Annotated in this window: 20 protein-coding genes and 1 pseudogene; 4 read left to right on the forward strand and 17 right to left on the reverse strand. The window is 73.5% G+C overall.

Features of this window, described 5'->3' with window-relative positions; genetic code table 11:
* Positions 1-120: 120 nt before the first annotated feature.
* The 5 genes and pseudogenes from ACFPZN_RS13930 to pgsA form a co-directional block, all read right to left on the reverse strand.
* Positions 121-1,158, reverse strand: a complete 1,038-nt coding sequence (locus tag ACFPZN_RS13930) for a DUF3048 domain-containing protein (protein WP_378282335.1) — start codon at positions 1,156-1,158, stop codon at positions 121-123.
* 99 nt (positions 1,159-1,257) lie between these two features.
* Positions 1,258-1,803, reverse strand: a complete 546-nt coding sequence (locus ACFPZN_RS13935) for a LemA family protein (RefSeq protein WP_378282336.1) — start codon at positions 1,801-1,803, stop codon at positions 1,258-1,260.
* Between the two features lie 14 nt (positions 1,804-1,817).
* Entirely contained in the window at positions 1,818-2,993 is a 1,176-nt protein-coding gene (locus ACFPZN_RS13940) for a glycosyltransferase family 4 protein (protein WP_378282337.1), read from the reverse strand.
* Positions 2,990-3,919, reverse strand: a complete 930-nt coding sequence (locus ACFPZN_RS13945; protein WP_378282338.1) for a phosphatidylinositol mannoside acyltransferase — start codon at positions 3,917-3,919, stop codon at positions 2,990-2,992. Before ACFPZN_RS13945 ends, ACFPZN_RS13940 begins: the two co-directional genes overlap by 4 nt.
* 218 nt (positions 3,920-4,137) lie before the next feature.
* Positions 4,138-4,749, reverse strand: a pseudogene (gene pgsA, locus ACFPZN_RS13950) (phosphatidylinositol phosphate synthase); the annotation flags it as partial.
* A 360-nt stretch (positions 4,750-5,109) separates the two neighbouring features.
* Here pgsA and ACFPZN_RS13955 point away from each other — a divergent pair.
* Positions 5,110-7,275, forward strand: a complete 2,166-nt coding sequence (locus ACFPZN_RS13955; RefSeq protein ID WP_378282339.1) for an elongation factor G-like protein EF-G2 — start codon at positions 5,110-5,112, stop codon at positions 7,273-7,275.
* Positions 7,276-7,370: 95 nt separating this feature from the next.
* Here ACFPZN_RS13955 and ACFPZN_RS13960 read toward each other — a convergent pair whose 3' ends face one another.
* Positions 7,371-7,781, reverse strand: a complete 411-nt coding sequence (locus ACFPZN_RS13960; protein WP_378282340.1) for a thiol-disulfide oxidoreductase DCC family protein — start codon at positions 7,779-7,781, stop codon at positions 7,371-7,373.
* Positions 7,782-8,018: 237 nt separating this feature from the next.
* A complete protein-coding gene (locus tag ACFPZN_RS13965) occupies positions 8,019-8,621 on the reverse strand; it encodes an HIT family protein (RefSeq protein ID WP_378282341.1) in 603 nt (200 codons plus the stop codon).
* Between the two features lie 300 nt (positions 8,622-8,921).
* Here ACFPZN_RS13965 and ACFPZN_RS13970 point away from each other — a divergent pair, with 300 nt between their 5' ends.
* The gene (locus tag ACFPZN_RS13970; RefSeq protein WP_378282342.1) at positions 8,922-9,542 is read left to right on the forward strand and encodes an Asp23/Gls24 family envelope stress response protein; all 621 of its coding nucleotides are present in this window, start codon (positions 8,922-8,924) and stop codon (positions 9,540-9,542) included.
* 131 nt (positions 9,543-9,673) lie between these two features.
* Here ACFPZN_RS13970 and ACFPZN_RS13975 read toward each other — a convergent pair whose 3' ends face one another.
* From ACFPZN_RS13975 to ACFPZN_RS14010, 8 genes are all read right to left on the reverse strand, one after another.
* Positions 9,674-10,276 (reverse strand): hypothetical protein, encoded by a 603-nt coding sequence (locus tag ACFPZN_RS13975; RefSeq protein ID WP_378282343.1) that lies wholly within the window; start codon positions 10,274-10,276, stop codon positions 9,674-9,676.
* Between the two features lie 136 nt (positions 10,277-10,412).
* Positions 10,413-12,392, reverse strand: coding sequence for a threonine--tRNA ligase (thrS, locus tag ACFPZN_RS13980; protein ID WP_378282344.1), 1,980 nt, complete (start codon positions 12,390-12,392; stop codon positions 10,413-10,415).
* 398 nt (positions 12,393-12,790) lie between these two features.
* Positions 12,791-14,254 (reverse strand): sugar porter family MFS transporter, encoded by a 1,464-nt coding sequence (locus ACFPZN_RS13985; protein WP_378282345.1) that lies wholly within the window; start codon positions 14,252-14,254, stop codon positions 12,791-12,793.
* Between the two features lie 40 nt (positions 14,255-14,294).
* Positions 14,295-14,930, reverse strand: a complete 636-nt coding sequence (locus ACFPZN_RS13990) for a methyltransferase domain-containing protein (RefSeq protein ID WP_378282346.1) — start codon at positions 14,928-14,930, stop codon at positions 14,295-14,297.
* A 24-nt stretch (positions 14,931-14,954) separates the two neighbouring features.
* The gene (locus ACFPZN_RS13995; protein ID WP_378282347.1) at positions 14,955-16,193 is read right to left on the reverse strand and encodes an LLM class flavin-dependent oxidoreductase; all 1,239 of its coding nucleotides are present in this window, start codon (positions 16,191-16,193) and stop codon (positions 14,955-14,957) included.
* Positions 16,190-17,206 (reverse strand): ABC transporter substrate-binding protein, encoded by a 1,017-nt coding sequence (locus tag ACFPZN_RS14000; protein WP_378282348.1) that lies wholly within the window; start codon positions 17,204-17,206, stop codon positions 16,190-16,192. The genes ACFPZN_RS13995 and ACFPZN_RS14000 overlap by 4 nt, the downstream gene beginning before the upstream one ends.
* A 41-nt stretch (positions 17,207-17,247) precedes the next feature.
* Entirely contained in the window at positions 17,248-18,012 is a 765-nt protein-coding gene (locus ACFPZN_RS14005; protein ID WP_378282349.1) for an ABC transporter ATP-binding protein, read from the reverse strand.
* On the reverse strand, positions 17,988-18,815 hold the full coding sequence (locus ACFPZN_RS14010; RefSeq protein ID WP_378282350.1) for an ABC transporter permease: 828 nt from the start codon (positions 18,813-18,815) through the stop codon (positions 17,988-17,990). The genes ACFPZN_RS14005 and ACFPZN_RS14010 overlap by 25 nt, the downstream gene beginning before the upstream one ends.
* A 310-nt stretch (positions 18,816-19,125) precedes the next feature.
* On the opposite strand from ACFPZN_RS14010, the gene ACFPZN_RS14015 reads away from it, so the two are divergent.
* Together ACFPZN_RS14015 and ACFPZN_RS14020 are read left to right on the forward strand one after the other, a co-directional pair.
* Positions 19,126-20,424 carry a sensor histidine kinase gene (locus ACFPZN_RS14015; protein WP_378282351.1) on the forward strand — a complete coding sequence of 433 codons (1,299 nt, stop codon included), beginning with the start codon at positions 19,126-19,128 and terminating at the stop codon, positions 20,422-20,424.
* A gap of 41 nt (positions 20,425-20,465) precedes the next feature.
* Positions 20,466-21,146 carry a response regulator gene (locus ACFPZN_RS14020; RefSeq protein ID WP_378282352.1) on the forward strand — a complete coding sequence of 227 codons (681 nt, stop codon included), beginning with the start codon at positions 20,466-20,468 and terminating at the stop codon, positions 21,144-21,146.
* Between the two features lie 54 nt (positions 21,147-21,200).
* Here the strand turns inward: ACFPZN_RS14020 and ACFPZN_RS14025 are convergent, their stop codons facing one another.
* Together ACFPZN_RS14025 and ACFPZN_RS14030 are read right to left on the reverse strand one after the other, a co-directional pair.
* Positions 21,201-22,157 (reverse strand): quinone oxidoreductase family protein, encoded by a 957-nt coding sequence (locus ACFPZN_RS14025; RefSeq protein WP_378282353.1) that lies wholly within the window; start codon positions 22,155-22,157, stop codon positions 21,201-21,203.
* A 46-nt stretch (positions 22,158-22,203) separates the two neighbouring features.
* Complete coding sequence (locus ACFPZN_RS14030) at positions 22,204-22,950, reverse strand: SDR family oxidoreductase (protein ID WP_378282354.1); 747 nt, start codon at positions 22,948-22,950, stop codon at positions 22,204-22,206.
* Positions 22,951-22,996 lie beyond the last annotated feature (46 nt).

Genomic DNA, 22,996 nt, shown 5'->3' on the forward strand with positions numbered 1-22,996 from the left:
CCATGATATTGCCTGCTCGACACGGCCCTGGACCCGCCATGGTGTCAAGATCGCGGGCGCCTTCCTTACGGAGTGGAGCCTTGCACCGCGGTGCCCGCGCCTGCAGGGGGCACCGGGGCCTCAGGGGATGCGGGGGCTGCCGTTGTTGACGAGCACCATCCACACCTGACCGGGCGCGAACGTCATCGGCTCGCCGCCGGCGGTGGTGAAGGTCGTCCCCTTGTCCTCCGACGGCCGCGACCACGTGGTGTCGTAGGCCTTGCCGTCGCGCAGCACCACGGCGCGCCCGGTGCCGGTGGTCTTGATCAGCGGCGTGTAGTTGCCGAGGAAGTCGTGGAACTGCGAACGGGTCGTCTCGGCGTACTGGACGACCACCGTCCGCCCGCCCAGGACCCCGCCCTCGGCCGCGGTGTTGGTCCGGCCGTTGTGGGCCGACAGCCACCGCTTCTGCTTGGCCGACCAGGTGAAGGACATCCGCGTGGACGGCCAGCGGGCGGTGAACGTCGCGGTCGGCTTGCCGCCCTCGGGCGCCGGGCCGAACCGGAACCCGATGTCGCGCGGCCCCTCCGCCTTGGGTGCCTGCTTCAGCAGCGTCCTCGGGTTGGCGTAGAGGTTGTAGGGGATGGGCTTGGGCCCGTAGCGGAAGTAGGCGCGGCCGCCGTTGTCCTGCGAGATGTCGTACACCGGCGCCTGCTTGATGTACTTCTTCATCTTGCTCTGGACGCCGGAGAACGCGAACGCGGGCCGTCCGAACTGCGGGAGGAGGTGCAGGTCGGAGATCCGGGCGCTGCGCACCGGCCCGACCCGCGCGGGCAGCTTGGAGGAGTAGACGGCCATCAGCCGGGTCTCGCCGCCCTCGACCTGCTCCACGTACACGATGTCGGCCGAGCCCACCCCGGTCTGCGGCAGCGCCATCTGCGTGTTCTCGATCTTCACGGCCAGGACCGGGTTGTTCACTCCGGCCCGCCCGCCGGTGAAGGGATGCGTGGCGGGCGCCGACGGCCGGTCGGCGCCCCCGCCGGGGGCGGCGGCGTTGGGGGGCGCGGCCGTTTCGGGCCCGTCCGAGCCGGAGCACGCCGTCAGGGCGCCGCCGAGCACGGCGGCACCGATTCCGGCGGCCAGCCGTCCGCGCACCCCTCCGGCCCATGCGTTTCGCACGTTCTCACCCTCCAGTCGGCAACCTGCCCGAGGGTAGCGAATACGAATTACCGCATTGGTCCGGTTCAATCCCGGGCATCCCGGGGTCTTCCGGTCAGGTCAGCCGCGCAGGGCCTCCGGCGGATCGTCGTCGATCTCGAAGAAGCCCGGCAGCGGCGCCCGCCCGGCCAGCGGCAGCACCCGGATCAGCATCTTGCGGCGCGCGGTCCGGGCCTGCGCGACCGCGTCGTTGTAGAACCGGCGGGCGTAGACGACCTTGGCCGCCGCCCCGCCCATCTCGTCCAGCACCGGCTGCCCGCCGCCCTTCTCCTTCAGGGTGTCGGAGAAGTCGGGCTGGTCCACCACCGCCCGCAGCGCGCGGGACAGGTCGCTCTCGGCGAACTCCCGGGACTCGGCGTCGGCGGTGCGCGCCTCGTGCGCCGCGGTGGCCAGCACCAGGCTGGTCGCGGGGTCCAGCAGCCGCGAGGCGGCCAGCTCCAGCGCCACCGCCGCGCGCCGCACCAGCGCCGCGTCCAGCGCGGCGCGGGCCGTCTCCACGCGCACGTGCAGCCGGTCCAGCCGGGTGGCACGCCAGGAGACGTACACGCCGACGAGGAAGACGACCGCGATCCAGAACAGGACGTCGATGATCCAGTCGGGGAACATGTGATCGAAACCTCTCAGGCCCCGCGACCGGACTCGACGACACCGGCGCCGTCCAGCGCGACCGTCTCGTACACCCGCAGCACGTCGCGCGCCACCGCCGACCAGTCGTAGCGGCGGACGGCGGCGCGCGCCTCGGCCGACAGCTGCTTGCGCCGGGCCGGGTCGTCCAGCAGCTCGCCCGCCGCGGCGGCCAGCGCCTCGTGGTCGCCGACCGGGAACAGCGCCCCGGCGCGGCCGCCCAGCAGCACCCGGTCGAAGGCCTCGATGTCGCTGGCCAGGATCGGGGCGCCCGCCGACATGGCCTCGGCCAGCACGATGCCGAAGCTCTCCCCGCCCAGGTTGGGCGCCACGAAGACGTCCACCGAATGGTAGGCGCGGACCTTGTCCTCCTCGCTGACCATGCCCAGCACCACCACCCGGTCGCGGAGCTCGGGCGAGACCTTGGCGACCGCGTCGTCGGCGTCGCCGGGCCCGGCCAGCAGCAGCCGCAGCCCGGGCCGCTCGCGGCCGAGGATCTCGAACGCGCGCAGCAGCACCGGCAGGCCCTTGCGCTGCTCGTCCATGCGGCCCAGGAAGCCCAGCGCGCCGCCGGCGCCGCGGCCGGTCCCGGCCTCCTCGCCGCCGTCGGCCCGGCCCGGCCAGCCGGGCAGCGGCTCGGCCATCGCGTACCGCTCGGTGGCGACCCCGTTGGGGATCAGCACCGCGTCGCCGCCCAGATGCTCCACCAGCGTCTTGCGGGCCGCCTCCGACACCGCGATCCGACCGGTGATCTTCTCCAGCGCGCTCTGCAGGATCGGCGCCGTGACCGACACCAGCCGCGACTTCTGGTACGAGGCGTGGAACGTGCCCACGATCGGCCCGTCCGCCGCCCAGCAGGCCAGGATGCCCAGCGACGGCGCCGCGGGCTCGTGCACGTGCAGCACGTCGAAGCCGCCCTCGTTGATCCACCGCCGGACCCGGCCGGCCGACAGGAACCCGAAGGCGACCCGGCCCACCGAGCCGTTGTAGGGCACCGGCACGGCCCGGCCCGCCGGCACCACGAACGGGGGCAGCGGGACGTCGTCGTCGGCGGGCGCGATCACCGACACCTCGTGGCCGAGGCCGATCAGCGCCTCCGCCAGGTCGCGGATGTGCTGCTGGACGCCGCCCGGGACGTCCCACTCGTACGGGCAGACGATGCCGATCCTCACCGGCCCGCCTCCTCCAGATCCTCGACCCACACCTTCTGGAGCATGTGCCAGTCCTCGGGGTGCGCGGCGATGCCCTCCTCGAACACGCGTGCGAGCTGCTGCGTCATGGCCTGGATCTTCTCCTGTCTGACGCCCCCGGCCGGAACCGGGATCTCGTCGTGGACACGCGCCGCCCAGTACTCGCCTTCGTACCACAGGGTGACCGGGAGGAGCGCGGCCCCCGTCTGGACCGCCAGCGCCCCCGACACCGCCGGCATCCGGGCGGCGGACCCGAAGAACTCCACCTCGATCCCGCTCTCGGTGAGGTCGCGGTCGACGACCAGGCACACCATGCCGCCGCCGCGCAGCCGCTGGGCGAGCCGCCCGTAGGCCGAGGCGCCCCTGTGCGCCAGCACCTCCATGCCCAGGCTCTCACGGAACGCCACGAACCGGTCGAAGAGGGATTCGGGCCGCAGCCGCTCGGCCACGGTGGTGAAGGTCTGGCCCTGGTGGGCCAGCCAGGCGCCCGCGTGCTCGTAGTTGCCCATGTGGGGCAGCGCCAGGATGACGCCGCGGCCGGAGTCGAGGGTGGAGAAGATCTTCTCGTGGCCGGTGACCCGCATCCGGCCGACGACGCGCTCGCGGTCGTACTCCGGCAGCCGGAACACCTCCAGCCAGTAGCGGAAGTAGGACCGCATGACCTTCTTGCTGAGGATCCTGACCTCGTCGTCGACGGCGTCCTTGCCCAGCACCCGGGACAGGTTGCGCTCCAGTTGGCGCACGCCGTGGCCGTGCCGCTGCCAGGTGCGGTCGGCCAGGGCGGTGAAGGCCGCCCTGGCGGCCCGTTCGGGCATCTTGCGAACGATCGTCCAGCCGAGCGCGTAGGCGGTGTCCATCACCTCGTCGCGGACGGACGCGAGCTTGGAGGGCGCGGCGCCCGCGGTCACGCGGGGCGCTCCGCCCGCTGCTTGGCGCCGCCGCTGCGGCGACCGGAGCGGCCGCCGCCGTCACGGCCGCGGGGGACGTTCTTCGGCTCGGCGCGCGGGACCGCCGGCGCCGCCCCTTCCTTATCCTTCTGCTCCGGGGCGGCCGCGGCGCCGTTCTGACCGGCGGCGGGCCCGGTCCCGTCCTCTTCGGACTCCTCGGACTCCTCGGCCTCCCCGGACGCGCCGGACGCGTCGGCGGCCAGCGCCTGGGCCCGCACGGTCGCGAACCGCTGCCCGACCGTGACCGTGCTGAGCGCGGCCAGCACCCACAGCGCCAGGGCCAGGATGAACGGCACCCCGAGGCCGTCGAACCCGGCCGCCACCAGCACCACGATCAGCCGTTCGGCGCGCTCGGCGATCCCCACGTCGCAGGTGTACCCGAGCCCCTCGGCGCGGGCCTTGGCGTAGGAGACCACGGCCCCGGCGACCAGGCAGTACAGCGCCAGCCAGGCCAGGCCCTCCTGGCCGTCCCGGTACAGCCCGATCATCAGCCCGGAGAAGATCGCCGCGTCCGCGACCCGGTCCATCGTGGAGTCGAGGAACGCGCCCCACTTGGAGATCTTGCCGGTGACCCGGGCCACCGCCCCGTCCAGCATGTCGAACAGCACGAACGCGGTGATGACCATCGTGCCCCAGAAGAACTCGCCGCGCGGGAAGAACCCCAGCGCCCCGGCGAGCACGCCCGCCGTCCCGATGACGGTGATGGCGTTGGGCGAGACCCCGGTCCGCGCGACGGTCTGGCCGATGGGGGTCAGAACGCGTCCCAGCGCGGGCCGCAGTTTGTTGAGCATCGCGTCCGATCCTGTGAAGTCGTGGTGGAGGTCCCGCCGGGATCGCTCCAGGGTCCGCACCGGGCCCGCGGCGAACGACGCCCGCGGGCCGCGCAGCGCGCCCATCGTAGTGGGAGCGCTCGTCGCCGGGGGTCAAGGCGGCGCGCCGTGGGCAGGTTCACCTGAGAAGTGATGGCGGACGTTTGCCGTTCACCTCTTGTGATCCTCGCCGTCACGGGAAAAGGTATTGACACGGGTGTGACGTCGGTCACGCCGTCGGGAGGTGGCCTGGCGCCGCACTCGGACGTGAGGACCGGGCCCCGCCAGGGGCCGGGCCCTCAGCCGCACACGGCCCCGCGGGGCCCGTCCGAGGAGGTAGTCATGGCGGACAAGGGAGGCCATCCGGGAGGCTCCGGGAGGGCACCGGAGGCCGGCCGGCCCGACAGGGTGCGCAACGTCGCGCTGGTCGGCCATTCGGGGGCGGGCAAGACCACGCTGGTCGAGGCGCTGCTGGCCGCGACCGGCACCGTCCAGCGCCGCGGGCGCGTGGAGGACGGCACCACGGTCAGCGACTTCGACGAGGTGGAGGTGCGCCAGCAGCGCTCGGTCAACCTGGCGCTGGCACCGCTGACCTTCGGCGACGTCAAGGTCAATCTCATCGACACACCCGGGTACGCCGACTTCGTCGGCGACCTGCGGGCCGGGCTGCGCGCCGCCGACGCCGCCCTGTTCGTCATCTCGGCGGTGGACGGCATCGACGGCCTCACCAGGCTGCTGTGGGAGGAGTGCGCGGCGGTCGGCATGCCGCGCGCGGTCGTCGTCACCAAGATCGACCAGCAGCGCGGCGACTTCGACGACGTCGTGCTGGCCTGCCAGGACGCCTTCGGCGAGGGCGTGCTCCCCTGCTACTTCCCGGTCGGCTCGGGCGACGGCCTCAAGGGCGTGATCGGGCTGCTCACCCAGCGCTGCCTGGACTACTCCTCCGGCGAGCGCGTCGAGTGCGCCCCCGACCCGGAGTTCCTGGACCAGATCGCCGAGCAGCGCGCCGCGCTGATCGAGGGGATCATCCAGGAGAGCGAGGACGAGACCCTCATGGACCGGTACCTGTCCGGCGAGGAGCTCCCGGTCAAGGAGCTCATCGAGGACCTGGAGACCGCGGTGGCGCGCGGCAGCTTCTACCCGGTGCTGGCCACCTCCGTCCCGCACGGCGACCATCCCGGCCCCGTGATCGGCATGCTGGAGCTGCTGGAGGTCATCACCCAGGCGTTCCCCTCGCCGCCCGAGCACGGCATCCCGACCGTGACCGGCGTGGACGGCGGACCGGCCAGGAACATCGCGTGCGACCCCGAGGGCCCGCTGGTCGCCGAGGTCGTCAAGACCACCTCCGACCCCTACGTCGGCCGGATCTCGCTGGTCCGGGTCTTCTCCGGCACGCTGCGTCCCGACAGCACCGTGCACGTGTCCGGGCACGGCCTGGAGGACCGCGGCCACGAGGACCACGACGTCGACGAACGGGTGGGCGCGCTCACATCCCCGCTGGGCAAGGCGCAGCGCATCATCTCCTCGTGCGCCGCCGGCGACATCTGCGCCGTCGCCAAGCTGGGCCGGGCCGAGACCGGCGACACCCTGTCCGATCCCGGCGAGCCGCTGCTGATGGCGCCCTGGTCGATGCCCGACCCGCTGCTGCCCGTCGCCATCCAGGCCCACTCCAAGGCCGACGAGGACAAGCTCAGCCAGGCGCTGGGCCGGCTGGTCGCCGAGGACCCGACACTGCGGCTGGAGAACAACTCCGAGACCCGCCAGCTGGTGCTGTGGTGCATGGGCGAGGCCCACGCCGACGTGCTGATCGAGCGGCTCCGCACCCGCTACGGCGTGGAGGTCGAGCGGATCGAGCTGCGGGTGCCGCTGCGCGAGACGTTCGGCGCCGCCGCCCAGGGCCTGGGACGGCACGTCAAGCAGAGCGGCGGGCACGGCCAGTACGGCATCTGCCACATCGACGTGGAGCCGCTGCCCTCGGGCGAGGGCTTCGAGTTCGTCGACAAGATCGTCGGCGGGGTGGTGCCGCGCCAGTTCATCCCCTCGGTGGAGAAGGGCGTCAAGCAGCAGATGGCGCGCGGGGTGTCGGCCGGCTATCCCATGGTCGACATCAAGGTCACCCTGCACGACGGCAAGGCCCACTCGGTCGACTCCTCCGACATGGCGTTCCAGGCCGCCGGCGCGCAGGGCCTCAAGGACGCGGCGGCCAAGGTCCCGATCCTGCTGCTGGAGCCGGTCGACGAGGTCACGGTGCTGATCGGCGACGACTACGTGGGCCAGGTCATGTCCGACCTGACCTCGCGGCGCGGGCGCGTGCTGGGCTCGGAGTCGGTGCCCGGCGGCCGGACGCTGATCAGGGCGGAGGTCCCGCAGCTGGAGATCATCCGGTACGCGATCGACCTGCGCTCGCTGTCGCAGGGCACCGGCACCTTCAACCGCGTGTTCCTGCGGTACGAGCCGCTGCCCAGCACCATGGCCGACAAGGTGTCGGCCGAGGCCAGAACGGTCTGAGCGGGCCGCCCGGCCCCGGGGCGCGCGAGCCCGCGGCGCCCCGGGGCCGCCGCTCTCGCGGGGGCGTGCGGGTTCGGCACGGCGCCCGGTACGGGTCAGCGGGATGCGGGGCCCGGTCCGGGTCTCTGCTCGGCGGGGAGCGCGCACGCGGGCGTGGCCCCCGGCAGGCGGCCCCGGTTGCCGGCCACCAGGCGGTAGACGCCGTGCGCCGCCCAGCGCAGCGGCGGCACCCGGATCAGCAGCCCGAGCGGCCGCCACGGACCCCCGGCGTCGACCAGCAGCATCGCGGCGGCCTGCGCGCCCCCGTAGAGGCGGCCGTCGCGCGCCACCCAGACGACCTCGCGCGAGGCCCGCTCGACAGAGGTGCCGAGCGCGTCCAGATCGGCCACCTGGTAGGGCACCGGCTCGGCCGAGGTGGGGACGCGCCGCTCCACGAACCGCACGGAGGCGGTGCAGAAACCGCAGTCGCCGTCGTACAGCAGCACGGGCCGGTCTCGCTTCGTCATTCCCCCGTCCTGCCCGCGGGGCCGGCGTCCCAAGCCGAGTGCCGGTAGTAACACTCTGAGGGGGCGACCCCTCAGACTCCCCGGCAAGAGCGGGACTGACCGTCACCCTCCACTCCGCCGGCGCTCCGCTCCGGGTGCCGGTCGTTTCACCCTGAGGGGGCGACCCCTCAGACTCCCCGGCAAGAGCGGGACTGACCGTCACCCTCCACTCCGCCGGCGCTCCGCTCCGGGTGCCGGTCAGTCGTGCCCGGGCCAGGCGTCGGCCAGGATCTGGCGGGTGTCGCGCAGGAGCTGCGGGAGCACCTTGGTGCGGCCGACCACCGGCATGAAGTTGGTGTCGCCGCCCCAGCGCGGCACCACGTGCTGGTGCAGGTGCGCGGCGATCCCGGCGCCGGCGACGTGGCCGAGGTTCATGCCGACGTTGAACCCCTGCGCGCCGCTGGCCTTGCGCAGCGCGGTCAGGGCGCGGCGGGTCAGCTTGGCCAGCTCGTCGTACTCGGCCGGGTCCAGTTCGGCGTAGTCGGCCACGTGCCGGAACGGCACCACCATCAGGTGCCCGGAGTTGTACGGGTAGAGGTTGAGCACCGCGTAGACCCACTGGCCGCGGGCCACGATCAGGCCGTCCTCGTCGCTCATCTCGGGGATCTCGCAGAACGGACAGCCGTCGTCGGCGCCCGCGCCGGTCGGCTTGCCCTCGCCCTTGATGTAGGCCATCCGGTGCGGCGTCCACAGCCGCTGGAAGTTGTCGGGCATTCCGGCGCCGCCCCGTTCCTCCTCGAAACGGGGCTGGCGAGCGGTCTGCGCCCCCGGCTCGGGCGCTTCCTCGCGCACCTCCGGCATCACAGGCTCCTCCGGCTCTACGCTCAAGGCGGCGGTCTCCTTTTGTTCACGGCCTGACCAGCAGCATAGAGAGAGAAGCCGGAGGCCATGAAGCCGGGATGCCTCCGGCGCGGCCCCGGCGCCGCCCTGGCACGCCCCCTTCGGCGACCCCGATTCGCTCCGTACTCGGCAGAACGTGCAGAGTTGGCTTGAGTTCACCAGACATCACCAGACTTCACCCGAGTCGTCCCCCGCCACCGTCGTCACTCCGACACCATGGGGGGCGAAACGGGACGGGCAACGACCGTGGGGAGCCGAACGATGACCGACCTCGACAAGGAATTCCCGGGCGGCGGAGCGGAGGACCCGCGTCCGGAGGTCAGGTCCATGCCGTTCTTCCCGGGGCCGCCGGCCCCGGGGCCGTCCTCGGGACCGTCGTCGACCGGCGGCGTCCCGCTGCCCGCCCCCGCGCCGGTTCCCCCGAGCACTCCCCCGGCCGCTCCCCCCGCCGCTCCCGCGCCCGAGGAACGCCAGGCGCCCGCCATCCCGACCGCCACCTCCGCCGCGGTCGTCAAGGGCCGAATCACCATCGAGGATCAGGTGATCGAGAAGATCGCGAGACTGGCCGCGCTGGAGGTCGAGGGGGTCGCCGCGTCGTCCGTGCGGCCCTCCTCCCCGGGCGGGCCGGCCGGCGGGGCACCGCCCGAGGGGACGGGGCGGCCCGGCGGCCGGGGCCCCGCGCACGACAACGAGATCTCGCTGGACCTCACCCTCACCGTCGAGTACGGCCGGGTGGTCATGGACGTGGCCAAGGAGGTCAAGACCAACGTGGCCCGGGTGGTCAGCCAGATGCTCGGGATGCGCGTGGTCGCGGTGAACATCTCCGTGGACGACGTCGTCCTGCCCGCCGCGGCCGGGCGCGACGGACGCGCCCCGGCCTGACCCGGCGGAGAGAGATCGGGGTCGTTCCCCTCCCGCCCACGGGAACGACCCCGACGATCCCTCGGGCCGCCATCGCGACCAGGAACGCACTCTAGACAGCGCGAGGATCCGCACGAAGCGGTTTCGCCCGGTTACCGCCCGGCGCGCGCGTAGCAGGTCTGCATCGCCACGCCGACGGACACCGTGGTGATCTTCACCCGTTCCACCATCGGCTCCGTGACGCCCGCGAACCGGAACGAGTGCGGCCGGCCGCCGGTCGCGGTGCCCTGCCGGGACTGCGGCGCCCGGCCGCGCAGCGACACCTCGGCGCGGACGAGCCCGCTGGCCGCGACGTTGACGGTGACCTCCAGGCCGCCGGCCGCGGCCCGGTAGAACGCGGTGCCGGCCGGGCACCAGGTGACGGTGCCGCCGCCCCCGCCCGGCCCCGCCGGGCCGCCGCCGCCCTGGTCCTGCCCGCCGCCCTGCCCGGGCGTGCTCCCCCGGCTCTGCTGCGGCTCGGGGTCGACGGCGCCCGTCCCGCCGGGAAGGGGCTGGACGGGCTGGGGCGCGGCGGGGGTCGTCCCCGTGCCGGAGGCGGCGCGGCCGTTTCCGGCCGCCCCGCGCGGCTCGTCGCCGAGCAGCGGCACCAGCAGGACCGCCACGGCCGCCGCCACGAGCGCCAGCGCCCCGCCGTACCCGGCGAACCGGCTCCAGGCCGGGGCGCGGCGCCCGGCCGCCCTGCGCGTGGACTTCATACCGCCGTGGACTCCAAACCAGTGGGCGTCGAGGCTGCAGCGCCCGACACTACCGAACGGTAACAACTTTCGGAGCGCCATGCCCGCGGACGGCACCGATGACCACAGAGGAGCAGAGAGGAGCGGACCGCGGGGATCAGACCTGGACGCGGTCCCGGACGGCCGCCACGACCTCCTCGACCGCCTCCTCGATGGAGACCCCGTTCTTCTGCTCGCCGCTGCGGTAGCGGAACGACACCGCGTCCTTGGCCACGTCGTCGTCCCCGGCCAGCAGCATGAAGGGCACCTTCTGCTTCTGGGCGTTGCGGATCTTCTTCTGCATCCGGTCGGCGGAGGCGTCGACCTCCACCCGGATCCCCCGCTCGCGCAGCCGCTCGGCCACCTTCTGCAGGTGCGGGACGTGCGCGTCGCCGATCGGGATCCCGACCACCTGGACCGGCGCCAGCCACGGCGGCATCGCACCCGCGTAGTGCTCCAGCAGCACCCCGAAGAACCGCTCGATCGACCCGAACAGCGCCCGGTGGATCATGACCGGCTGCTGCCGCGACCCGTCGGCGGCCTGGTACTCCAGCTCGAACCGCTTCGGCTGGTTGAAGTCGACCTGGATGGTCGACAGCTGCCAGGTGCGGCCGATCGCGTCCTTGGCCTGCACGGAGATCTTCGGGCCGTAGAACGCGGCGCCGCCCGGGTCGTCCACCAGGTCGAGCCCGGAGTCGTCGGCGGCCTCCTTGAGCGCGGCGGTCGCCTCCGCCCAGTCCTCCTCGACGCCGATGAACTTCTCCGAGTCGTCCCGGGTGGACAGCTCCAGGTAGAACTCGTCGAGCCCGTAGTCGCGCAGCAGGTCGAGCACGAAGCCGAGCAGGTTCTTGATCTCCCCGACCATCTGCTCGCGGGTGCAGTAGATGTGCGCGTCGTCCTGGGTCATCCCGCGCACCCGGGTGAGGCCGTGCACCACGCCGGACTTCTCGAACCGGTAGACGCTGCCGAACTCGAACAGCCGCAGCGGCAGCTCGCGGTACGACCGCCCGCGCGCCCGGAAGATCAGGTTGTGCATCGGGCAGTTCATCGGCTTGAGGTAGTAGTCCCCGCCGTCCACCTCCATGGGCGGGAACATGTCGTCCTTGTACCAGCCCAGGTGCCCGGAGACCTCGAAGAGGTTCTGCTTGGTGATGTGCGGGGTGTTGACGAACTCGTAGCCCGCCTCCTCGTGCCGCCGCCGCGAGTAGTCCTCCATCACCCGGCGGACCACGCCGCCCTTGGGGTGGAAGACGGCCAGGCCGCTGCCGATCTCGGGCGGGAAGGAGAACAGGTCGAGTTCGGCGCCCAGCCTGCGGTGGTCGCGCTTCTCGGCCTCCTCCAGCAGCTTGAGGTACTCGTCCTGCTTCTCCCGCGACTCCCAGGCGGTGCCGTAGATCCGCTGGAGCTGCGGGTTCTTCTCGCTGCCCCGCCAGTACGCGCCGCCCGAGCGCATCAGCTTGAAGGCGGGGATGACGCGGGTGGTCGGCAGGTGCGGGCCCCGGCACAGGTCCTTCCAGCGCAGCTCGCCGGACTTGGCGTCGAGGTTGTCGTAGATGGTCAGCTCGCCGGCGCCCACCTCGACGTCGGCGCCCTCGCCCGCCTCGGGGGCCGAGCCCTTGAGGCCGATCAGCTCCAGCTTGTACGGCTCGCGGGCCAGCTCCTCCCGGGCCTCCTCGTCGGAGACCGGGCGGCGGGAGAACCGCTGCCCCTGCTTGACGATCTCGCGCATCCGCTTCTCGATGCGCTTGAGGTCCTCGGGGGTGAACGGCTCGGGCACGTCGAAGTCGTAGTAGAAGCCGTTCTCCACCGGCGGGCCGATGCCCAGCCGGGCCTCGGGGAACAGCTCCTGGACGGCCTGCGCCATCACGTGCGCGGCCGAGTGCCGCATGATCGCCCGCCCGTCGGCCGAGCCGATCTCGACCGGCTCCACGCTCTCGCCCTCGCGGACCCGGTAGGCCAGGTCGCGCAACTCGCCGTCCACCCGGGCGGCGATGACGGTGCGCCCGTCGGCGTCCAGCACGGTCCCGGCGGTCGACCCCGGCTCCACCACCCGCTCGCTTCCGTCGAGGGTGATGCGCAGCTCAGGCACGGTGGACACGGGTACTCCTCGCGATGATGAAGGCGATGATGAAGGGATGTGCACGGGGTCCGATCCAGGACCGGGGTCCGATGCTACCGAGTCCGGCAGGTCACCGGACGCATCCTCCCCAGGGCCCTCGGCCCGTTCCCGTCCGGGGGCCGGTTCCTGTCCCATGGTTCGCTCCTGTCTCGTCGTATCGGTGGGAGCGGCCCCGGGGAACGGCCCTGGCAAAGGCGAAAGGCCCCGGGATCGCTCCCGGGGCCTCGCCGCTGGCTCGTCAGGTCAGGCGGCGGTCGCGCCGGGAGTCCCCGGCGTCGTCGTCGCCGGCGCGTGATGCGCGCCCATGCCTGCCATGCGCCCCATGGTAGCCGACGCGGCCGGGGGCCGCCGTGCGGTCGGCCGGGGGCGCCGTGCGGTCAGGTCCGCGCCGGCGTGGCCAGCTGGTCCATGTCCTCCAGCTCGCGGCCCTTGGTCTCCGGCACGGCCCGCATCACGAAGATGAAGGCCAGCGCCGCGAAGACGGTGTACATGCCGTACGCCAGCCCCAGCGAGACGCCGGAGATCCCGGGGAAGGTCGTGGTGATCAGCCAGTTGGCGATCCACTGCGCGGCGGCGGCGACGGCCAGCGCCGAGGCCCGGATGAAGTTGTTGAACATCTCGCCGAGCATCACCCAGACCACGGGGCCCCAGGTGGCGGCGAACGACAGCACGTAGACGTTGGCGGCGACCAGCGCGACGGGCCCGGCCGCGCCGCCGAGCACGGGCTCCCCGTTCACCACCGGGGCGGTGGCGAAGCAGATCGTCATGATCCCCAGCGTGACCGTCATCCCGGCGGCCCCGGCCAGCAGCAGCGGGCGGCGGCCGATCTTGTCGACCAGCGCGATCGCCAGCAGCGTGGCGAGCACGTTCACCACCGAGTTGATCACGGAGGTGAGCATGGCGTCGTTCTCGCTGAACCCGACGGCCTGCCACAGCGAGGACGAGTAGTAGAAGATCACGTTGATGCCGACGAACTGCTGGAAGACCGACAGCAGGATGCCCACCCACACGATCGGCAGCAGCCCGAGCCGGTGGCCGCGCAGGTCGCGCAGGTGGACGGGCCGGTCGCGGGCCAGCGAGCGGCCGATCTCGCGGATCTTGAGGTCCACGTCGCCGTGCCCCATCACCCGGGCCAGCACCGCGCGGGCCTTCGCCGGCTGGTGCTTCTTGACCAGGTAGCGGGGCGACTCGGGGATGGTCGTGGCGATCACCCCGTACATCACGGCGGGGACGATCGCGCTGGCGAACATCCAGCGCCAGGCCGTGCCGCCCCAGGGGAACTGCCCGGACGCCCCGCCCTCGGAGGCGCGGGCGATGACGTAGTCGACCACCAGCGCGGCGAAGATGCCCAGCACGATCGCCATCTGCTGGAGCGAGCCGAGCCGCCCGCGCAGCTCCGCCGGGGCGATCTCGGCGATGTAGGCGGGCGCGATCACCGACGCGGCGCCGATCGCCAGCCCGCCGACCAGGCGCCAGAACGTCAGGTCCCAGGCGTTGAAGGCCAGCGCCGAGCCCAGCGAGCTGACCATGAAGAGGATCGAGGCGATCAGCATCACCCGGACGCGGCCGATCCGGTCCGCCAGCGGCCCGGCGAACCAGGCCCCGGCGGCGCACCCCAGCAGGGCCGACGACACCACCAGGCCCACGACCACCGGGTTGAGGCCGAACTGGGCCTTGATCGCGTCCACGGCGCCGTTGATGACCGAAGAGTCGTAACCGAAGAGGAATCCGCCCAGTGCCGCCGCGCCGGCCAGCATCGCCGCGGTCGCCGCCGAATGCGACGGCCCCTCCGGGTGGGCGGGTCCCAGGTCGCCTTGTCCGGGTACCCCGTGTTGAGCCATGAACGTGCCTTTCCCGATGAAAAGCACGTTAAGCAAGTCCTTACTCGCGCACAGCCACGCCGATCACGTGCGGGGAGGCCGGGTTGGGGAGACGCGAGGCGGGGAAGGCGAAGCGGCGCTCGCGGCGCACGGTGAAGCCGCAGCTGGCGATCCACTCGTCGGTGGGCCGGGAGACGTGGCAGCCCGCCGCGACGTACGGCCACACCACGTCGGCGTACTTCTGGAACGTCACCATCCCGGTCGTGTCGCCCCGCACGTGCTCGTAGTAGCGCAGCTCCCCGCCGGGACGCAGCACGCGGCGCAGCTCGGCCAGCGCCCGGACCGGGTTGCGGACCGAGCACAGCACCAGCGAGACGACCGCCACGTCGAAGGAGGCGTCGTCCAGGTCGAGCCGCTCGGCCACCCCGGCCCGCACCGCCACCGGCACCGGCGCCTGCGCGGCGGCGGCGACGGCGCGGGCGCGCAGCGCGGGCTCCGGCTCGACGGCGACCACCTCGGTCACGCCGCCCGGATAGTGCGCGAAGTTGGCGCCGTGGCCCGCGCCGAGCTCCAGGACGCGCCCGGAGGCGCCGGCCAGGAGCTCGTCGCGGTGCGCGTCACCGCCGATCCGCGCGGCGGCCGCGTCCAGCCGGGGGTAGAGACGGGCGAAGACGGGGTGCCTGAGATCATCGGTCATCCCAGCAGTCTCCGCCACGCGCGTCTAACCCGTCGAGGCGGCGGTGGCCTCGGCGTGGCGCTCCGCGACGGCGGGCCGGGGCTCTCCGGACACGGGGGACACGACGGACGCCGCGGACGCGGCGGCGGCGCGCCGGTGCAGCTCCGGGATCACCCCTTCGGCGAACCAGTAGGCCTCCTCCAGGTGCGGGTAGCCCGACATGATGAACTCCTCGATGCCGAGCGCCGCGTACTCCTCGATGCGCTCGGCCACCTCGGTGTGGCTGCCGACCAGCGCGGTGCCCGCGCCGCCCCGCACCAGGCCGACGCCGGCCCACAGGTTCGGGTAGATCTCCAGGTCGCGCGCCGGGCCCCGGGCGCCCGCGCGGTACGACTCGTGCAGCTCGCGCATCCGCCGCTGCCCGACCGAGTCGCTGGCGGCCAGGGCCTGCTGCGCCTGCTCGACGTGGGACGGGTCGACGCCGTCCAGCAGCCGCCGCGCCTCGCCCCAGGCCGCCTCGGAGGTGTCCCGGCTGATGGTGTGCAGCCGGATCCCGAACCGCAGCTCGCGGCCCTCGGCGGCGGCCAGCCCGCGCATCCAGGCGATCTTCGCGGCCACCTGCTCCGGCGGCTCGCCCCAGGTCAGGTACACGTCGACGTGGCGGGCCGCGACGGGTCCCGCGGCCTGCGAGGAGCCGCCGAAGTAGATCTCGGGGAGGGGGTCGGGCGGGCGCGGCGCGACGGCGCCCTCGACGCGGTAGTGCTCGCCCTCGAAGTCGAACGGCTCGCCGCTCCAGGCGCCGCGGACGATCTCCAGGAACTCGCCGGTGCGAGCGTACCGGTCGGCGTGCGGCAGGTGGTCGCCGAAGCGGCGCTGCTCGGCCGACTCGCCGCCGGTCACCACGTTCAGCAGCAGCCGCCCGCCGGAGATCCGCTGGTAGGTGGCGGCCATCTGGGCGGCCAGCGTCGGCGCGACGAATCCCGGCCGGAAGGCCACCAGGAACTTCAGCCGGGAGGTCTCGCGCAGCAGCGCCGCGGTGACCAGCCAGGCGTCCTCGCACCAGGTGCCGGTCGGGGTCAGCACCGCCTCGAAGCCGAGCTGCTCGGCGGACCGGGCGATCTGGGCGAGGTAGTCGATGTCCGGCGGGCGCACCCGGTCGGCGCTGCCGGGACGGTCGCCGGGGCGCCCGACGCCCGCCGGGACGCTGTGCCCGCCGCCGACCAGGGCGCGGCTGTCGCCGGTGGTGGGCAGGAACCAGTGGAAGCGCGGGACGCCCGCGGTCATCGGCTCACCTCGATGTCGTTGAAGCGGCGGTCGACGAACTCGGCCATCTCGACCTTCCCGGGGATCAGCTTCTCGCCGAGGAAGGTGTCGGCCACCTGCTGCTCGTGCCGCACCAGCGCGTCGTCGACCTTGATCAGGCTGGCGGCGCGGCGGCGGGCCGCCTGCACGGCCACCGGGAGCGGCAGCCCGGTGTCCTTGGCCCAGACCTCGCCCCACTTCTCCGGGTGCTCGGCGGCCCAGACCAGGGCGCGGCGCTGCCGGGCGAGGTAGTCGCGCAGCGCGGCCGTCTTCGCCTTGTCGTCCAGGGCCTTCTCGGCGGCGACGATGAGGTTGTAGCCGGTGGTGTAGCCCCGGCCGTCGACGAGGACGCGGGCGCCCGCCTGGCTCTGGCCCTGCGCGGTGTAGGGGTCCCAGACGGCCCAGGCGTCCAGCCTGCCCTGGCTGAAGGCGGCGAGGGCGTCGGGGGGCGCGAGGTACTGCGGCTGGATGTCCTTGAAGCCGAGCCCGGCCCGCTTCAGGACGGCCAGCAGGTGGTAGTGGGCCGAGCTGCCCTTGGCCACGCCGATCCGCTTGCCCTTGAGGTCGGCCGGGGCTTTGATCGCCGAGTTCCCGGGCACCAGGACGGCCTGGCCGGTCAGCCCGAGGTCGGCCGCCGCGGCGATCTTGATCTTGGATCCGGCGGCGGCGGCGAACACCGGCGGGGTGTTGCCGACGGCGCCGAAGTCCAGCGCCCCGGCGTTGACCGCCTCCAGCAGCGGCGGGCCGGAGGTGAACTGGTTCCAGGTGACCTTGTACGGCAGCTTGCCCAGTTCACCGGCCGCGGTGAGCAGGGCCTGCTGGCCGCCCTTCTGGTCGCCGATCCGCAGCGTGACCTTGGACAGGTCGACCGATCCGTCCTGGCGGATCGCGGCGTTCTGCGCGTCCTCCCCGCCGCCGCAGCCGGTGGCGGCCGACGCGGTGAGGACGAGCGCGGCCACGCCCGCCAGCAGCGTGCGGAGTCTTCCGATCGTCATGGGTGGTTCCTCGCTCTTCGAGGGGACTCGGGAGGGCGTGCTCAGGTGGGCGTGACGCCGAGGCGGTCGAGGAGGACGTCCCGCAGCGCGGTGAGCTCGGGGTTGTCGCGGTGCCGGGGCCGGGGGACCGTGACGCGCGACTCGTGCGCGATCCGGCCGCCGTCCAGGACGAGCACCCGGTCGGCCAGCAGCAGCGCCTCGTCGACGTCGTGGGTGACGAGGAGGATGCCGGGGCCGTGCCGCTCCCACAGGTCCAGGACGAGCCGGTGCATGGTGATGCGGGTGAGGGCGTCCAGGGCGCTGAACGGCTCGTCCAGCAGGAACAGGCGGGGCTCGCGGACGAGCGCGCGGGCGAGCGAGGCGCGCTGGGCCTCGCCGCCGGACAGCGTGAGGGGCCAGGCGCCGCCGCGCTCGCTCAGGCCGACCTCCTCGAGCGCCTTCTCGGCGGCCGCCCGCGGCTCGGGGACGTCCAGGCCGAGCGCGACGTTGGCCCGGACCCGTTTCCAGGGCACCAGGCGGGGCTCCTGGAAGGCCACGGCGGTGGTGCCGCGGACGGTCAGGCCGCCCTCCTCGGTGAACTCGGTGTCACGGTCCAAGCCGGCCAGGGCGCGCAGCAGCGTCGACTTGCCCGAGCCGCTGCGGCCGAGCAGGGCGACGAACTCGCCGCGCTCGATGGTCAGGTCGATGCCGTCCAGGACCGTCCGGTCGCCGAACCGCCGGGTCAGCCCCTCCACCGTCGCGACGGGCTCGGCGGGGGCCGGGCCGGGCGTCCCGGCGGCGATCACGTCAGGAAGTCCTTGCGCCATGTCAGCGCCCTCCTCTCCAGCAGCCGGACCAGCGCGTCGGTGATCAGGCCGAGCGCCGCGTACACCACCAGCCCCAGCACGACCACGTCGGTGCGCAGGAACTCGCGGGCGTTGTTGATCATGAAGCCGAGGCCGGAGGAGGCGTTGACCTGCTCGGCCACGATGAGCGCCAGCCAGGCGATGCCCAGGCTCTGCCGCAGCCCGACCAGGGCCTGCGGCAGCGCGCCCGGGAGCACGATGTGCCGGATCAGCGCGAACCGGCCCAGCCGCAGCGTGTGCGCGACCTCGGCGAGCTTGCCGTCCACGCCGCGGATCCCGGCGAAGGTGTTGAGGTAGAGCGGGAAGGCGACGCCGAGCGCGACCAGTGCGACCTTGGGCGTCTCGCCGATCCCGAACCACAGGATGAACAGCGGGATCAGGCCGAAGTGCGGCAGTGCCCGCAGCATCTGCATCAGCGGGTCGACGGAGTTCTCGCCGAGCCTGCTGAGCCCGGCGATCACGGCCAGCCCGACGCCGGCGACGCCGCCGATGAGGAAGCCCAGCGCGGCGCGCTGCACCGAGACCCCGATCGCGCTGGGCAGCGTGCCGTCGCGGAGGAGGTCCACGCCGGTGGCGGCGATCGTGGTGGGCGCCGCCAGGAGGCGTTCGGAGAGCAGGCCGGTGGACGAGGCCAGCTGCCACAGCACCAGCAGGACGAGCGGGCTGACGGCGCGGGCCAGCGCGGAGCGCGGGAGGCGCACGGAGAGGATCTTCGGGCGGGCCCGGGCGGGGGCGCGCGCCAGATCGAGGGAGGAGGTGGACACGGTGAAGGAGCCCTTCGCGGCGTTCGTTCGGGGGACGGCGTACGTTCAGGGGACGCGGCGTGCGGGGCCGTGGGAGGCGCCCGCTAGGCGGGGCGACACAGGCAGCCGGCCTGCCGCCGGAGGACGACGTGCAGGCGCGCTGCGGGATGGGCGGGGCGGCTCACGATCTTCACCCTGAACCAAAATCCCTATTAAGTCAATCGGGAATATTAATAAAGTAGGACATTGACCGCTACCCAGGGCCCGGTCGCGATCTCCCTCCCCCGGGGCAGGCGGACCGTCGGTGCCGCGCCTTAGGCTCCAAGGTGCGATGACCGATGTTCCCCTTCCCCCGCGCGACGAGCCCGCGCCCCACGGCCCCCTCCGGCCCGAGCCGGCGCGGCACGACCACGTGCGCCTGGTGCAGGGCGTCCGCGCGGCGCTGATCCCGGGCCCGCACGACCCGCGGGCCACCATGCTGCCGCCGCCGATGTGGCTGCGCGTGCCGATCCTGCTGCTCATGCTGGCCATGACGATCGGGTTCACGGCGGGCTCCATCGCCATCCCGATCGAGGTCGACGGCCGGCCCCCGGGCCTCAGCGCGCTGTTCGGCGTGCTGCAGGCGGGCCCGCTGCTGTTCGCGGTGCGGCGGCCGCTGGCCGCCTGGCGGATCGCCGCCGGCGGGCTGCTGGCGGGGGCCCTGCTGGTGCACGACACGGCCTTCTGGCCGTGGCCGGTCACCGCGTTCCTGGCCCACCTGGTCATCCTCTTCTTCGTCGCGCTCGCCTGCGACCGCGAGACGCTGGTCGGCGTCGGCGCCGTCACCATCGCGGGGCTGATCGGGCCCGCGGTGCTGTTCGGGATGCCGGGCTGGTTCGGCGCGATCCTGGGCGGGATCGTGCTGATGGTGCTGGCCTTCGGCGACGCGGTCGGCGGGCGCCGCACCGCCGAGGCGATCCTGCGCGAGCAGGAGGAGCTGCGCCGCCAGGACCTGGCCCGCCAGGCGGTGCTGGAGGAGCGCGCCCGGATCGCGCGCGAGCTGCACGACGTGGTCGCCCACCACATGTCGGTGATCGCCATGCAGGCGGAGGCGGCCCCGTACAAGATCCCCGAACTGCCGGACGCGGCCCGGCACACCTTCGGCGTGGTGCGCGACGCCGCCCGCGAGGCGCTGACCGAGACCCGCCGGGTGGTGGGGCTGCTGCGCTCCGACGACGAGGGCGCCGAGCGCGCCCCGCAGCCGGGCCTGGACCGGATGGACGACCTGGTCGCCACCGCCCGCCGCTCCGGGCTGGCGGTCGGCGTCACCGTGGTCGGGCTGCCCCGGCCGCTGGCGGTCGGGGTTGACCTGTCGGCGTTCCGGATCGTGCAGGAGTCGCTGAGCAACGCGGCCCGGTACGCGCCCGGCGCCCGGGTGGCGATCGAGATCCGGTACGGCCATGACCGGCTGCACGTCGCCGTCACCGACGACGGCCCGCGCACCACCCCCGAGGAGTCGCACGGCGGTGGGCACGGCCTGGTGGGCATGCACGAGCGGGTGGCGATGCTCGGCGGCGCCCTGACCGCCGGGGCCCGCGCGGAGGGCGGCTGGTCGGTGGTCGCCGAACTGCCGTACGGCGACTCGGAGTGATCGCGCCGGAGCGGTGAGCGGGCCCGGCTAGTGTTCCTGTCGTGACGATTCGGGTGCTTATCGCCGACGACCAGGTGATGATCCGCGACGGGCTGGCCGCGCTGCTGTCCTCCGATCCGGAGATCGAGGTGATCGGGCAGGCGGGCAACGGCCTGGAGGCCGTGGCGATGGCCCGCGAGCTGGACCCGGACGTGATCGTGATGGACATCCGGATGCCGGAGATGGACGGCCTGGCCGCGACCGCCGAGCTGGTCGGCGAGCCGCCCGGCGACGACGTCGACCCGGCCGGGATCAGGCCGAAGGTGCTGGTGCTGACCACCTTCGACCTCGACGAGTACGTGTACGAGGCGCTGGGCTCGGGGGCCAGCGGGTTCCTGCTCAAGGACGCCTCGGCGGCCGACCTGGTCAACGGGGTGCGGGTGGTGGCCGCCGGGGACGCGCTGCTGGCCCCGTCCATCACCCGGCGGCTGATCGGCGACTTCGCCCGGCGCCGCCGCCACCAGCGGCCCAGCCCGGGCGCGACCTCGTCGCTGACCCCGCGCGAGCTGGACGTGCTGCGCCTGATCGCGCGGGGCCTGTCCAACGCCGAGATCGCGGCCGAGCTGGTGCTGGCCGAGCAGACGGTCAAGACCCACGTCGGCCATGTGCTGACCAAGCTGGCGCTGCGCGACCGCACCCAGGCGGTCGTGTACGCCTACGAGAACGGCCTGGTCGGCGGCTGACCCCGGCGGGCCCGCCCGGCGGGCCCGGGACGCGGGCGCGCCGCCGGGGGCGCATCAGCGGGCGGGGTCGAGTACGAGCTTGCCGGTGCTGCGGCGGGCGCGCAGGTCCTCGTGGGCCCGGCGGGCCTCGCTCAGGCCGTACTCGCCGCCGGAGACCACCCGCAGCCGGCCGTCGGCCACCAGGCCGAACAACTCCCGGAGGGCGGTGCCCATGACGTCGCCGGGCATCTGGAAGACGTGCGCCAGCCACATCCCGGCGATGGTGGTGGAGTGGGCCAGGAGGGTGGCGGGCTGGACGGGCGAGGGCGCCTCCCGGGAGGCCATCCCGTAGAAGGCCAGCCGCCCGAACGGGGCGAGCGCCCGCAGGCTCTGGTCGGTGACCCGGCCGCCGGTCATCTCCAGCACGATGTCCACGCGCCTGCCGCCGTTGGCCTCGATCAGGGCGGCCGTCAGGTCGGGCTCGGCGGGGTCGACCGCCACGTCGGCGCCGAGCTCCAGGGCCAGCTCGCGCTTCTCCTTGGAGGAGGCGGTGGCGATGACGCGGCCCGCCCCCCAGGCCTTGGCGATCTGGACGGCCAGCGTGCCGACCCCGCCCGCGGCGGCGTGCACGACGACCGTCTCCCCCGGCTCCAGGTGGGTGCTGCGGCGCAGCAGCACCCAGGCGGACGCGCCCTGGATGATCATGCCGAGGGCGGTGACGTCGTCGACGGCCTCGGGGACGTCCCAGGCCATGCCCGCCGCGGCCACGGCCTTCTCCGCGTACCCGCCGCTGCCGGTGAGGGCGACGACGCGGCGCCCGTCCGCGGTGCGGCCGACGACCTCGCCGCCCGGCACCAGCGGCAGCTCGGTCTTGGAAAGGTAGCTGTCCTCGGCCTGGTGGGTGTCGGCGAAGTTGACGCCGGCCCGGGACACCTCGACCAGGAGCTGCCCGGGACCGGCGACCGGGTCGGGCAGGTCGGCGACGTTCAGCACCTCGGGGCCGCCGAACTCGGTGATCTGGATCGCGCGCACGCTCTCTCCCTCGGATGGACGGTCTGGATCGGGGCGGGCCCGAGGGTCAGCGGGGACCCGGGACGCCGCGGAACTTGAACGGGCCCGGCTCGCGCCCGGGGACGACGAACCACGCCTCGCCGGAATCCTCCCCGTCGAGGATGGCCATGAACGCGCCTACCACGTCCTCGACCTCCAGGATGGGGAACCCGCGCTCCTCCAGCTCGGCCTTCATGCCGCCGAGGATGGCGGTGTCGGCGAACGAGGGGCACAGCGCGTTGACGCGGATCGCCTCGGGCGCGTAGGCGGGGCCGAGGGCGCGGACGAGGCCGATGACGGCGGCCTTGTTCGCCCCGTAGACGGGGTCGAACGGGGTGGCGGTGAGGCCGGCCATGCTGGCGGTGGCGATGATGTCGCCGCCGCCGCGGGCGCGGAGGGCGGGGAGGGCTGCGTGGACGCCGTACACGACGCCGTCGAGGTTGATGCTCATGGCCCGGCGGTACAGGTCGGGGTCGAAGCCTTCGCCGAGGTCGCCCCCGCCGACGATCCCGGCGTTGAGGAAGGCCACGTCCAGGCCGCCGAACGCCTCGACGGCGGCGGTCACGGCGGCCTGGCTGTCGGCGGGTTCGCGCACGTCGCAGCGGACGTAGCGGCCGTCGAGCTCCTCGGCGAGCGCGCCGCCCCGCTCGTCGTCGATGTCGGCGAGCACCAGCCGCGCGCCGCCGGCGGCGAGCCGGCGGGCGACCGCCGCGCCGATGCCGTTGGACCCGCCCGTGATCAGCGCCACCTTGCCCGCACCGTCGAAAGCCGCCATGTGACTGCCTTTCCCCAAGTAACTGACTCGTCAGTTACTATAGCCG

Source organism: Actinomadura rugatobispora, from assembly GCF_042656285.1.
GTDB lineage: Bacteria > Actinomycetota > Actinomycetes > Streptosporangiales > Streptosporangiaceae > Spirillospora > Spirillospora rugatobispora.